Raw genomic sequence first — 12,907 nt, 5'->3', positions numbered from 1 at the left:
CCCACCAACTTTCTCTTTCATCTTAGCCACCTAATAACAAAGCATACCATCCCCTCTCCCCTTGGAGAGGGGTTGGGGGTGAGGCTTTAACTCGTCAACTAACAAAACAACTGTTATGACTTATACAGCACAAGATTATAAACAAGGCACCCCGAGATGGTGTCCTGGTTGCGGCGATCATTTCTTTTTAGCATCGTTGCAGAAGGCGATGGCCGACTTAGGCATCGCTCCATACGAAACAGCAGTGATTTCCGGCATCGGTTGTTCGAGCCGTTTGCCTTATTATATGAAGACTTATGCCATGCAGACCATACACGGACGTGCGGCTGCAATTGCCACCGGCGCAAAGGTTGCTAACCCATACCTCACCATTTGGCAGGTAAGCGGCGACGGCGACGGTCTGGCCATCGGCGGAAACCACTTTATTCACTGTCTGCGCAGAAACGTAGACATTAACATTATCTTACTGAATAACCGCATCTACGGACTAACTAAGGGCCAATACTCGCCTACTTCGCCACGCGGATTTGTGTCGAAGTCGTCGCCTTACGGAACGGTTGAAGACCCATTCCGCCCTGCCGAACTGGCATTTGGCGCACGCGGCAACTTCTTTGGGCGTGCCGTGGCTACCGATAACCAAGGCGTTATGGAGCTGATGAAGGCCGGACAACGCCACAAGGGTACTTCTGTTTGCGAGATTTTGCAGCATTGCGTTATCTTCAACGACGGCATTTACGACCCCGTTTACTCGTCGCCTGGCCGCAAAAGCAACGCCATTTACCTAAAACATGGCGAGAAAATGCTCTTCGGAGAGAACAACGAATATGGCTTGGCACAAGAAGGGTTTGGGCTGAAAGTGGTGAAAGTGGGCGAAAACGGCGCAACATTAGACGATGTGCTTGTGCACGATGCACATGCCGAAGACCACACGCTGCAAATGAAACTGGCGCTAATGAACAACGAACAGGGGTTCCCTGTGGCGTTAGGCATCATCCGCGACGTTGAATCGCCTACTTACGAGGCCTGCGTTGAACAGCAAATTGAGGATGTGAAGGCCAAAGCCGCCTATCATAACTTCACGGAACTGCTTGAAACGAACGATATTTGGGAGGTGAAGTAACAGCCTACTGCCTCAGAATAGAAGTTTCACCCCCCGTCCCCCTCTCCACGGAGAGAAGGGAGTGGCATGCCTTGTTTACGCATGGCATGTTTGCTCCCGCTCGCCTTGGAGAGGGGCTTTGTGTGTCTAGGCCCTGTATTCTGTGCTTAGCAACCATGTATAACGTATGTTAGTGCCGTGCGTTTGTGGCAAGCAAACAACATCTTTCTTGCTAGCCGTATGGGTTAACGTTGCTCTAATAGTTATTTCAGCAGGTGAACCGCTACGCGGTAGTTGGCGAAAGACATTGTGATTAAGGCTTAGTGTTTGTTGTTAAGAAAGCCTTTCTGCCGCAAAATGTTGGTGTCTAAGGGCGAGCGCAGCATCTGTAAGAGCGGTACGGCACGGTTGTGGTCGTCGAGATAGAGCCAAGGTTGGGGTTGATAGGTGGGCGATGCCACCGAACTTTGAACATTGACCCAGGACGAACGCAGGCCTGCAAGGTGGGCAAAGGTGTGGAAAACGCTTACGCTAGTGGACACGGGTTGGTGCAGATTGGTACGTAAGGCTGTAACAACAGCAGGTTGCAACTGGGCGTAACGCGGCGAAAGCCACACCAATAACGGCACGTGCAACTCGTAATAGCTAGGCACGGGCGAGGCGTGGAGAAACAAACGACGAGCGTCGTCGAAGATGTTTTCGCCATGATCGGATGCATATAACAGGGCTGCTGATGCGCCTGTGCTACTGATGCGGCTAATAAGCGCAGCCAAAAGGCGGTCGGTTTGCAAGATGGTGTTGTCGTAGGCGTTTATCAACTCAACGCGATTTTGGGGTTTGGCGTCGCTGTTTTCGTCGGGAAAGAATGCACCTTCGTTGTGCGGATAACGCTTGCGGTATTCGAAATGCGACCCGTATGTGTGCAAAACGATGAGTTGTTTCTGTCGTTTGCAGGCCAGCACACTGTCTACCAATGGCAGAAGGCGTTGGTCGTAGCCGTCGTAGGTGTCGGGTTTGCCTTCTTTTATGAACCGCCATTGGTTGGCTTGTTGCCCAAAGAAGTCGATAAACGAGTGGTTGGGCAGTTGGTTGGAGAGGTACACGGTGTGGAAACCAGCCTCGCGAAAGGCAGTCAGGAGGCTTTTGCGCGTGTAAATGCTGTCGTAATTGATGGCCGATACGGGCGAGAGCAGCATGGGAACGCTCTTGTGCGTGGTGTTTGATTGGCTCAAAGCGTGGTCGAACGCGTAGAGAGAAGGTAGGGCAGAGAGCAGTGGAGTGGTATTGCGCGGATAGCCGTAGAGCCTAAATTGAGGTGCACGAGCCGTTTCGCCAATCACAAGTACATATATCTCGCGCTCCGAATTGGGGTGTGTGGGTGTGGCATGGAACTTAAATTGGGCTGCGGTTTGCTGGTAGTGTGCCGTCCTTTGAGTGCGAACTATGGCCAAACGGATGTTCTCGAACACGTTAAGCGGATAGAGATGCAGTGAAGGACGAAAGCCGTTGGCAAGCGCAAAGCCTGCTAAGCATAAGCCTACAATGCCCAAAATGCCTGCCGAACGGCGTACTTTGTGGGTGAAATTTGCCGACAGACACCCACCGCGAAAGCCCGATATGGCCGTCAAGAGCAATGTTGGCACATAGAGAACGATGACGAAAACCATTCCTGGCAGCAAGTTGTTGAGCAGTTCGCCGGCCTCGTTGGGGTTAGTGGTAACGAGGTTTAGGAACATGTCTACGGCGATAACCGAATGGCCGTAGAGATAAAGCAGCACCATTTGGAAGGCAGAAAGGAACACCAGGGGAAAGAGCCACCACAGTGTTCGGCCCGGTTTGCACCACAATGTGAGTAAGGCGGCGTAGACGGAGAGCGGCAATGTTATGCCTACAAGGCGCGAAACCAAGGGCAAGGGCTCGGTGTAAGCCAAGCAAACATTGGGTAAGGCCAATACGGAGAGGCCCAACCAAAACGCGGTTTGCGGTGTAAGTGCACCGCTACATATTTGTTTAAAAGGTTTCATTGGTGTTGAATATAAAGCCCCACTGCCCACGGTTGCCCATGTCGTAGTTTTGTTGTGGGGTTGCTGTTGTTCTTAAATGTCCGTCGATAACCAGTGCCCCAGTTGTGCAGCACGTGCGAAAGGTGCGTGACCGAGAAACGAAGTAACACCGAGACATGGGCTAACCACGTGGCTATACCATTTGAGGTGGTACGGTTGCTACTTGCATTTCCAGCTTATTTGTGTAGCGACAGCACCCATTGAGTATGAGGTAATCGAGTTTACAGCCTTGTGTTTCCAGCTTATTTATGTAGCGACAGCACCCCCGACAGCAACTTTTCTCCTTATTTGTTTGGTTCAAACAGGCCACAATTTTCTTGTAGAGGCCTTCCATGAACGTCGGTTTCTGGCTTTGTACACCGCCCTTGACTCATTTTAGACGTGTTCGCTGTAAGCAGTTGTGGGGCATTGTCTTGCTGATTGTCAGTGTATTGGTTGTAGAGAAAGACACTGAGCGTGCGAGTGTTCTTCCTTTACGAACATCAGAAAACCAACCGAACATTGTCTATCCAGATTGTGTTGCCGGGCGAACCGATGAATGCTCCGCCGTTGCTAGATGAGAATTGGACGATAAGATGGGTTGGCGTTTCGTTGGCTGCGGCCCATCCCGTTTCTTTCAACGGTACGCTTTTGCCTTTGCTGTTGCGCACATAATCGGTGGCTCTAAGTCCCATCAGTCGGGCGTTGTACCCAGATGTGTTGCGTATGTCGCCATAATGTACGGGATAAGTGGCGTTGTTCACCCATCCGTTGGTACTTTTGTTGTACTCCACCGCCATTGTTCCCACGCGCAAGGCCGATACATTACCATTAGCATCTTCTGTTCTTTTCTGTAATATAAGCAAAGCCGTGGCGCAGTCGCGGCCGGCAATGGTTTGGGCTTTACTAAATCCAGTTTGTTTAATGCGGTTGGTTTCGGCAGATAGGGCGGTTCGATAGTCAAACCGTATGGCTTTGGGACGTTGCGTGTAAGGAATGCCCCAGTTTAGTGCTTTCTCGCCATCCTTAGTTCCGCCAATAGGTTCGCGCACGTCGCCTAAAAACACCGACCCTGCTGCAAGTACGCTGATGTTAATCATTCCCAGCACTTTTACGTGTTCGATATGTGTTGTTAGTTTGGCGCAATAGCCTTTTCCATGTGCGTCGCGATATACCGATTGGTTTGTCTTTGTTATGCCCATCACCTTAGCCATGACGTTAGATGTGGCCCAAGGCGAGTGTCCAAGGTTAATATAAGGTGTGTTTCCTGTTAGTGTGCGGTCGGGTCCAATCTCGTAAAGGGTTTTTTCGTTGCCGCCAATGATGGTACTTTCAGTGATGCGACGTGTAACCCAATGGTCCATATTGCCGTATAGAATGGGTTCTTCGCGTTCTTGAGCCATCCCGCTCTGTACGAAAAGGGATGCCATGACGATAACTAATGTTGCTTTATCCATGTTGATTTCTTGTTTAGTTGTGCCCTATGTAAGATGTAAAGGGCTGGCTTTTTGCCTTTGTTGGTTGGCAGGTTTACAAGTTGACGAGTTGACAAGTTTACATGTTAACGAGTTAATGGAGTTACGTGTATTAGGTTTAGTAAGCTAGTGGGCTAGTCTATCTAGCATTTCTAGTTATTCTAGTATTCCTAGCTGTTCTAGTATTCCTAGTTATTCTAGTTATTCTAGTTTTTCTAGCCCAAACTAAACATGCTTTTTCATCAGCTGATACTGACATCTTTTCACCCTTTCACCCTTTCACCTTTTTCACCTTTCCCCATCTTTTCACCTTTTCACCTTTTCACCTTTCCCAATCTTTTCACCTTTTCACCCTTTCACCTTTCCCTATCCGCCCACAATCTTCTTTATGTCGTTCAGCTTATTAAGGGCCTCCATAGGCGTGAGGTTGTTGATGTCGAGACCTAGAATCTCGTCGCGAATTTGAGAAAGTACGGGGTCGTCTAGTTGGAAAAAGCTTAGTTGCATGCCCTCGCGACTTTCGTCTAAGTGCTTAACACTGGGCTTACTCACGGTTCCGCCCACCTGTGCGTTGTCGTTTTCAAGCTGTTTAAGCACGGTGTTGGCCCTTTTCACAATGCTTTTGGGCATTCCAGCGATGTCGGCCACGTGTATACCAAACGAATGTTCGCTGCCTCCGCGTTCTAATCGGCGCATAAAGATAACCTTTCCGTTAAGCTCTTTCACGCTGACGTTGAAATTCTTAATGCGCTTAAAGTTCTTTTCCATTTCATTTAGTTCGTGATAATGGGTGGCAAAGAGCGTTCGGGCGCGCGCTTTGGGTTGCTCGTGCAGGTATTCCACGATGGCCCAAGCAATGCTAATGCCGTCGTAGGTGGATGTTCCGCGCCCTAATTCGTCGAAAAGAACCAGCGAACGGGGCGAAACATTGTTGAGAATGTTCGATGCTTCGGTCATTTCTACCATGAAAGTAGACTCGCCTTGCGCAATATTGTCGCTCGCCCCCACGCGCGTAAAGATTTTATCTACCAGTCCAACGCGCGCACTTTCGGCAGGAACAAAGCTGCCTACCTGCGCAAGGAGCACGATAAGAGCCGTTTGTCTGAGCAAAGCCGACTTACCGGCCATGTTCGGACCGGTGATAATGATTATCTGTTGTCGTTCGGTGTCGAGCTGAATGTCGTTGGGCACGTAGTGTTCGCCTAGTGGTAGCTGCGTTTCGATAACGGGATGTCGGCCTTGGCGTATATCCAACACGTCGCTATCTTCAATCACGGGGCGCACATAGCGGTTCTCTTCGGCGGTCTTGGCGAAACTAAGCAGACAGTCGAGCCGCGCCACAACGTTGGCATTGATTTGTATTTGGGGGATAAACTCTTGCGTAGCCGTAACCAATTCGTTGAAAAGACGTTCTTCTAGCGACTGAATTTTCTCGTCGGCACCCAATATTCGCTCCTCATATTCCTTTAATTCTTGCGTGATATAGCGTTCGGCTTGGGCCAAAGTTTGTTTTCTAACCCACTCTTCCGGTACCTTATCTTTATAGGTGTTGCGCACTTCGAGGTAGTAACCAAACACGTTGTTGTAGCCAATTTTAAGGCTACTGATGCCTGTTGCCTCGGCTTCGCGTTGCTGAATGTCGATGAGGAAATCGCGTCCGCCACGCGATATGTTGCGCAGTTCGTCCAGTTCAGGACTAAACCCCTCGGCAATAACGTTGCCGCGATTCACAACCAGTGGCGGGTCGGGTTGTATTTCGTTTTCAATTCTGTCGCGCAAACTTTCGCAAAGGTTCATTTGTTCGCCTATCCTGCGTATCGTTTCATTGTCGGCCTCCAAGCAAGCAATCTTCAATGGCTGTATGGCTAGCAGCGCATTCTTAAGCTGAACCATCTCGCGGGGCGACACACGGCCAACGGCAACCTTCGAAATGATGCGTTCTAGGTCGCCAATGCGGTGCAGTTGTTCGTCGAGTAGGGCGCGAAATTCGGGATAACGGAAGATGTAATCCACCACATCGAGGCGTTGCTCGATGGGCTTTACCTCTTTAAGTGGAAACACCAACCATCGTCTTAGCAAGCGCCCACCCATAGCCGTTACGGTTCGGTCCACCACATTCAGCAGCGATGCGCCGTCTTCTTGCATGGGTTGTATGAGTTCGAGCGACCGAATGGTGAACTTATCCAGTCGTACATAGCGGTCTTCTTCTATGAGTGCCAGCGAGGTTACGTGCCCGATATTGGTGTGTTGCGTAATCTCCAAGTACTGCATGATGGCGCCGGCGGCCACCACTCCGCTTTGAACATGCTCAACTCCAAAGCCTTTTAGGTTTTTCGTTCCAAAGTGTTTAAGCAGCTTTTGGCGCGCCGTTTGTTCGGTAAACACCCAATCATCCAGTTCGAACACAATGTGTTTGTTGCCAAAATAGCGTTCAAAGTCCTTCTTGTGGTTGCGTTCGTACAGCACTTCCTTGGGTGCAAAGCTGCCCAGAAGTTTCTCCACATAGTCGAACGAGCCTTGTCCGGTGATGAATTCGCCCGTAGAAATGTCGAGAAAAGCCACGCCGCAAGCTGTTTTTCCAAAGTGAACGGCGGCCAAGAAGTTGTTTTCCTTATAGTTAAGTACGTTGTCGCCCATTGCCACTCCTGGCGTAACCAGTTCGGTTATGCCGCGTTTCACGAGCGTTTTCGTTAGTTTGGGGTCTTCCAGTTGGTCGCATATAGCCACGCGTTTGCCCGCCCTGATAAGCTTAGGCAGATAGGTGTCGAGCGCATGATGGGGAAAACCAGCCATCTCTGTGGCATCGCTATTGCCTTTGTTGTTGCGTTTGGTGAGGGTTATTCCCAGCACGCGCGATGCCTCTACGGCATCTTCGCTGTATGTTTCGTAGAAGTCGCCGCAACGGAAAAGCAACAAGGCATCGGGATGTTTGGCCTTGAAAGAGTAAAATTGCTTCATCATGGGGGTTAACCCCTGATCGTTTTGCGCCATTGTATGGGTGGTTTTATTTGTTGTATCGTATTTGGGGGCGAGGCAGGCTGTTCGGTTAAGGCCTTGTTGCCCTCGTGTTTCTAGGTTTTCTTGTGGCCTAGTTGTTCCCTGTTCCTAGCCCGGCATTCTTTATTTTTCGGTCGAAGACACTGCACTTCGCAGCCCTTTCATGCCCACTACAAAGGCCTTGGCACTGCCGAATTTAAGGTTCATGTCTATGCGAACAGGAACGTGGTTGCTGTCGTCGGTAACGAAGAAACGGGCAATTTCCTTGGGCTTTTTGTTGGGTTTGCGCTCGATGTAGGACAAATCCAGGCAGCGATACTTCACGCCATTGTCTGCCTTAACCACCGTTTTGCCGTTATATTTAAGCGTGGCAGGGATGAAACCATCGCCTTCGGCCACGGTAAAAGGTATTTCGTTGCCACTTTTCCAGCCTTCGGGGTTGAACGAACGCGCCCTCAGAAAGATGTTCATCATGTCGAACACGCATTCGTCTAGCGTGCGATTGTCCCACAGATGGTTTCCATCGTGGGTTTGGCAGTGCTGTTTAACGTGGCACTTGCTGCCGTCGGGATAGCTGTAAAACACCTCGTCTACCGTGTATCTGCTGCCTTCGCGCGCGCCTTTTCGGTAGTAAAGCGGTGCCATATCGAGCGACGAATAGCACATGAGCGTATCGCGAAGTACGAAAAAATTGTCCACTTTGCTGTTTCCACGCGTGATGAGGCTGCCCCGATAGGCGGGCTTGCCGCCGTAAACGCTTTGCACTACCGACATGGATGCCGTGCCGGCCTTCACCCAAATAAACTTCCAGTTGTAGTAAAGGTTGTAAGTGAGAAATTCGCCCGACTTAAAAGCGGTGTTCCGAAACGTGCATTGTGCCTGCATGTGTGCCGCCATCAGCAGCGCAACCAGCACCAGTGCCAACTTTATCTTCTTCATCTCGTTAGGTGTTTAATGTGCGGTGCGCAGCCGTTGGGCTTTGCATCGCGGGTTATTTATATGGTGAAAGGCCTCTTAATCCTTCCCCCGCTTTCACGTTTCATGATGTGTTTGCGCCCCGTTTCCTGCATGTGCCGTGTGGCAATTTGCAGTTCGGGGCGTTCAGTCCTTGACCTTCGGGCAAAGGCATTTACTTTAATTCGGGCGGTAAGGGTATGCCCAATTCACGTGCACGTTCCCTATTTCGGCGTTTTATGCTCTTGCCTTTATCGGGCTTTTGCTTGGTAATCTTGCCGGGCTTTTGCTCGTTCAGCGGTTTGGCTGTGGGGTTCCAGGTGCGTGTGGCATCCCAATTGGCCTTGCATTCTATTTCTTCGGGGAAGTAATACACCGTTTCGGGTTCTTCTCCGCGATAGAAATCGCCCGTGTCCCAGCGACCGTTTCCGTTTCGGTCTACGAACAAACGCAGGTAATACGTTGCGGGTTGCAGGTAGTAGAAGTTGGCCGTACCAGCCAAGGCGCGTGTTTGTTTCACCACAGCATCTTGTCCGTTGAGCAACTGAACCACCACATTAGAGTCGGTAAGCGCAGTAAGCGAAACGGCGAGCGTGGCAAACTCCTTGTCTTCTCTTACCTTAAAGCCTTGCTTTATCTTGCCCGACGTGGTTCCGTAGATGTCGGTGAGCGCCAAAGAGTCGAGTTCAAAGCTGTATTCCACGCCCGGTTTCCACTCGGCTTGCAGCTCCAACCATCGTTTGTGCAAGAGATTGGTTCCTACGGGAGCCAAACTGTCGGCCCCCTCGCGCACCCTGAGCCTGTAACGCGCCTCATACCACAGCGTGTCGCGCTTGCTGTAAAGGTGTACTTTTGTCGAATCGAGACTTTGCAAAGGCGTTGGCAAGTCTATCCGCACGTTCTCGTCGGGAGCGATACTGTTGTTCACCTTCACCTCCACCTTCAACGCCTCGGGGCGCATTATCGTTTCAAACGGTTCTCCTTTCTTTTGCGCCTTGTCTTGTGCCTTCTTCCATTCTTCCGCTTTCTTTTGCTTTTCTTTCAGCCTTTTGGCGTAAGGCGTTTTCGAAAGAATTTCAATCGTATCTTGTTTCATGCGCAGCTGCCCCGTGGTGTCTGTACTCCAATATTGCATCTGCATGCGCAGCGTGTCTTGATTAATCAGCGCGGAGTCTTTAATCCAATAGGTTATGGTGTCCTTTTTAGCCGTGGGCATTACGATGAACGCGCGCTCGGCGTTGTTGAAGTTCAGTCCGCGCAGCTGTGGAAGTTCGTTGCTGCCAGCCGTAAACACCAGCGAGAAACATTCGGGCAGCGTTCGTTCGGCCTTAGTAAAAAAGCGATCGGTTTGTACATGTGTAAACGCGCGCAGCGTGATATTGTCGGGTAAGAAGTGCGTATAGCTGACGCGCGAGATGGAATCGATGCGCAACGAATCGCGCCAAAGCGTGTCTTGCCGCACATCGGGTTTCGACGAAGGTACGATAACCTCGCGGTTAAAGGCCATTTGTTCGCCTTTCTGCGTGAGGTGGTAGTCGCCGTCTACATCTTGCAGCGCATATACGCGATACTTTCCGGGTGCGATGCCGCGTATAACAAAGTGTCCGCGCCCGTCGGTCTTGGCCACGCGCAACATGGGTTGCGTACGAAACGCGCTATCGGCAAGATTAGCGTACAGTCCCACCAGTATGCCTTTCACCGGTTCTAGGTTTTCGGCGGCAAGAACCCACCCGCTCACCTCCATCGTGTCGATATGTTCGCCCGTAGAGAAACTGTATGTATAGTTTCCCAATGGGTTTCCTTCGTTGTTGTCTGTAATGGCGTCAGAAAAGTCCACCGTGTACGTGGTGTTGGCTTTGAGCGAGTCTTTCAGTTCGATGTCGATGCTTTTTCCACCGGCCTTAATGTCGGGCGATTCAAGCTGTGGAGGCGAAACCACTACGTTCTCCGTTGCGTTTTCAATCTTGATAAATTCGTTAAAGCGTATGTGTAGCTTTCTTGTCTTCACGCCAGTGGCTTTTTCGGCAGGCGATGCACCCACCACACGCGGCGGTGTTTCGTCGTACCAGCCCCCATCGGGGTTGCCCATTCGGGCGCAAGCGGCCACTAATGCAAGTGTAAATAGCAACAGGGCGAAACGGCACAGTTGCCAATTAAGTCTGCTTGTGCGTTGCGTGGTGTGCGCCTTGTCCGTATTGTTGCGTTCCTTCATATTTTCCTTTTACCTGCTGTTGCTTGTTTGCACATTCTTTATTGTCGTGTTCACTCCTTAATATATGGCCTTTGCCTCGTTGCATGCAAGGGCTAAACCTTGGTTGTATGTAGGCGTGCGGGCAACGTGTGCATTGTTGTCGTTACTGTTATGCGTAGGTGTATGCGTCTCACAGCGTGCAAGCAAGCCTGCACCGTTGCGAGTAACGTTTGCCCATAACGCCGCTTATGCCAGCATTTAGCCTGTATTCCTTGTGTAAACGGCATAATTGGGCCGTTGGCAAAGTTAGTAATAAAAAATGGAATATGGCTTTGTTGTTAGGGAATATTTGGATTTTAAACAGGCTATGCCCCACAGCCAAGGCTTAAGGAGTTATGGAGTTAAGGAGTTAAGTAGTTAAGCCAAATGCCTAGGTGGCGTTACATTTAAGGAGTTATGGAGTTAAGCCAAATGCTTAGGTGGCGTTAGCTTTAAGGAGTTAAGTAGTTGTGGAGTTATGGAGTTAAGCCAAATGCCTAGGTGGAGCAACCATCTTTTCATTCTTTCACCTTTTCACCTTTAAAAGGGCGTTAGCCATCTTTTCACCTTTTCACCTTTCCCCCTTTTCCCCCTTTCACCTTTTTACCTTTTCACCCTTAAAAGTGCGTAGCCATCTTTTCACCCTTTCACCCTTTCCCCTTTTCACCTTTAAAAGGGCGCAGCCATCTTTTCACCCTTTCACCTTTTCACCTTTTCACCCTTTCCCCTTTATAGGTGATTTAACACACCATGATATTGCGGTGTAAACGAAATTTATTACATTTGCAATGTATTGTTTCATCTGTATTTAAGTTGAACGGCTATGAAAGAAAAAGTGACAATAAAGCTTTGCAACAATTTTTATGAGGCGTGGGCGACAAGCCAATTGCTTGCCGAACATCATATCATGGTGTTGCCCAACACCGCCAACAAAGAACAACCAGGGCAAGGAATAGCCATAACGGTTTACGAAACGGATATGGAACAAGCCTTGAAACTGATTGCGCAATTAGAGAACAAACCTGTGGAAGAACGTTTGCTGCATAGGGTTGGTGACAACGAGGAACAGGCGTTAAAGAGGTGTCCTGTGCGTTTAGAATGGCGCATTAAGCCCCTTTCGCTAGTCCTTGCCATAGTGCTAACCACGATATTTGCCATTGTTTTCAGCCTGCTTTGCAACGAAGAGTTCTTACCCCTTTGGGGAAAACTGATGTTGGGCGGTGCAATTGGCTTGTTGGTTGGGAGCGTGAGGAGGAATTAAACGGCCCACCCCCCACGCCCCTTTCCATATGGGAAGGGTAGTGATTAGCAAGTTCGACCATCAACTCGAAAACTTAAATTGTTATCTTTTGTTTTACAATGTCGCTCTAATTCTCGGTTCTTCCGTTAAATGCGTAGATGAGGAATTTTGTTTTTAGTAAGGATGAATTTTTAATATCATTTCTCGCCATTTCTACTATCCTCATTTTTAGTTAGTTATATTTTCTGTTGTTGCCTTATTAGGTGGCGAATCTGTTTACCCGTAAAAGTTAATTATTGTACAAATCTATCCATTTAACGGAAGAACCTAATTCTCGTTCCGTTCTAGCGAAAACATTGGTTAAAAAGTAGGTAAAAAGCCGTTTTTTCTACCCTTTTGCGCCTTGCGCTTTGTCTATTTTTAAGCCAATAACCTGCATTTAGCACCATTTTACCTTTCTAGTTTGGTTGCCAACTCGTATTTTTTCAACTCCAATTACCCACTTTTTTCCCCTAAAACCCCACTTTTTAATGCCTATTTTGCCCTTTTTGGCCATGTGTTTCGTGGTTCTAAAAGGTTTTGTTTATACAATTGTGGTGGATGTTTATGCTTTTTGCCTTGCATTTAGTAGCATTTTGCCATGCGTTTAGCGGCAAAACGTACTGCGTTTAGCACCAAAACGCATTGCATTTAGCGGCAAAACGCACTGCATTTAGCACCAAAATACACTGTGTTTAGCACCAAAACGCACTGCATTTTGTAGTAAATAGCCCCGAAACTGGTGCAAATGGCGGTTGCTTTAAATAAATATTCATTTTGCCGACATTCACATGCAACCCCTTTTTGCATCGAAACAAACCTTCGCGAGAA

At 49.2% G+C, this 12,907-nt stretch carries 7 protein-coding genes; 2 read left to right on the top strand and 5 right to left on the bottom strand.

Features of this window, described 5'->3' with window-relative positions; translation table 11 throughout:
* Nucleotides 1-115 precede the first annotated feature (115 nt).
* The gene (locus HMPREF2955_RS10590) at nucleotides 116-1,120 is read left to right on the top strand and encodes a 2-oxoacid:ferredoxin oxidoreductase subunit beta (protein ID WP_070723395.1); all 1,005 of its coding nucleotides are present in this window, start codon (nucleotides 116-118) and stop codon (nucleotides 1,118-1,120) included.
* Nucleotides 1,121-1,419: 299 nt separating this feature from the next.
* Here the strand turns inward: HMPREF2955_RS10590 and HMPREF2955_RS10585 are convergent, their stop codons facing one another.
* From HMPREF2955_RS10585 to HMPREF2955_RS10565, 5 genes are all read right to left on the bottom strand, one after another.
* Entirely contained in the window at nucleotides 1,420-3,123 is a 1,704-nt protein-coding gene (locus HMPREF2955_RS10585) for a phosphoethanolamine transferase family protein (protein WP_070723393.1), read from the bottom strand.
* Between the two features lie 521 nt (nucleotides 3,124-3,644).
* Nucleotides 3,645-4,598, bottom strand: a complete 954-nt coding sequence (locus tag HMPREF2955_RS10580; RefSeq protein WP_070723391.1) for a PCMD domain-containing protein — start codon at nucleotides 4,596-4,598, stop codon at nucleotides 3,645-3,647.
* Between the two features lie 384 nt (nucleotides 4,599-4,982).
* Entirely contained in the window at nucleotides 4,983-7,607 is a 2,625-nt protein-coding gene (mutS, locus tag HMPREF2955_RS10575; RefSeq protein ID WP_070723389.1) for a DNA mismatch repair protein MutS, read from the bottom strand.
* A 129-nt stretch (nucleotides 7,608-7,736) separates the two neighbouring features.
* Nucleotides 7,737-8,552: a DUF3108 domain-containing protein gene (locus HMPREF2955_RS10570; protein ID WP_070723388.1), complete on the bottom strand. Its 816-nt coding sequence runs from the start codon at nucleotides 8,550-8,552 to the stop codon at nucleotides 7,737-7,739.
* A 190-nt stretch (nucleotides 8,553-8,742) separates the two neighbouring features.
* Nucleotides 8,743-10,779 carry an Ig-like domain-containing protein gene (locus HMPREF2955_RS10565; RefSeq protein ID WP_070723386.1) on the bottom strand — a complete coding sequence of 679 codons (2,037 nt, stop codon included), beginning with the start codon at nucleotides 10,777-10,779 and terminating at the stop codon, nucleotides 8,743-8,745.
* Between the two features lie 841 nt (nucleotides 10,780-11,620).
* Between HMPREF2955_RS10565 and HMPREF2955_RS10560 the strand changes: the two genes are divergently transcribed.
* A complete protein-coding gene (locus tag HMPREF2955_RS10560; RefSeq protein ID WP_070723384.1) occupies nucleotides 11,621-12,058 on the top strand; it encodes a hypothetical protein in 438 nt (145 codons plus the stop codon).
* Nucleotides 12,059-12,907: the final 849 nt, after the last annotated feature.

Origin of the sequence: Prevotella sp. HMSC073D09, from assembly GCF_001814145.1 — a bacterium.
GTDB lineage: Bacteria > Bacteroidota > Bacteroidia > Bacteroidales > Bacteroidaceae > Prevotella > Prevotella conceptionensis.
Note: the sequence above shows the minus strand (reverse complement) of the source record. Positions and strands in the feature narration are given on the sequence as shown.

What these genes read in the sequence shown, in the direction of transcription:
- mutS (WP_070723389.1), bottom strand. Translation starts at nt 7,607, where the DNA reads ATGGCGCAAAACGATCAGGGGTTAACCCCCATGATGAAGCAATTTTAC.
- HMPREF2955_RS10565 (WP_070723386.1), bottom strand. Translation starts at nt 10,779, where the DNA reads ATGAAGGAACGCAACAATACGGACAAGGCGCACACCACGCAACGCACA.
- HMPREF2955_RS10580 (WP_070723391.1), bottom strand. Translation starts at nt 4,598, where the DNA reads ATGGATAAAGCAACATTAGTTATCGTCATGGCATCCCTTTTCGTACAG.
- HMPREF2955_RS10585 (WP_070723393.1), bottom strand. Translation starts at nt 3,123, where the DNA reads ATGAAACCTTTTAAACAAATATGTAGCGGTGCACTTACACCGCAAACC.
- HMPREF2955_RS10570 (WP_070723388.1), bottom strand. Translation starts at nt 8,552, where the DNA reads ATGAAGAAGATAAAGTTGGCACTGGTGCTGGTTGCGCTGCTGATGGCG.
- HMPREF2955_RS10590 (WP_070723395.1), top strand. Translation starts at nt 116, where the DNA reads ATGACTTATACAGCACAAGATTATAAACAAGGCACCCCGAGATGGTGT.
- HMPREF2955_RS10560 (WP_070723384.1), top strand. Translation starts at nt 11,621, where the DNA reads ATGAAAGAAAAAGTGACAATAAAGCTTTGCAACAATTTTTATGAGGCG.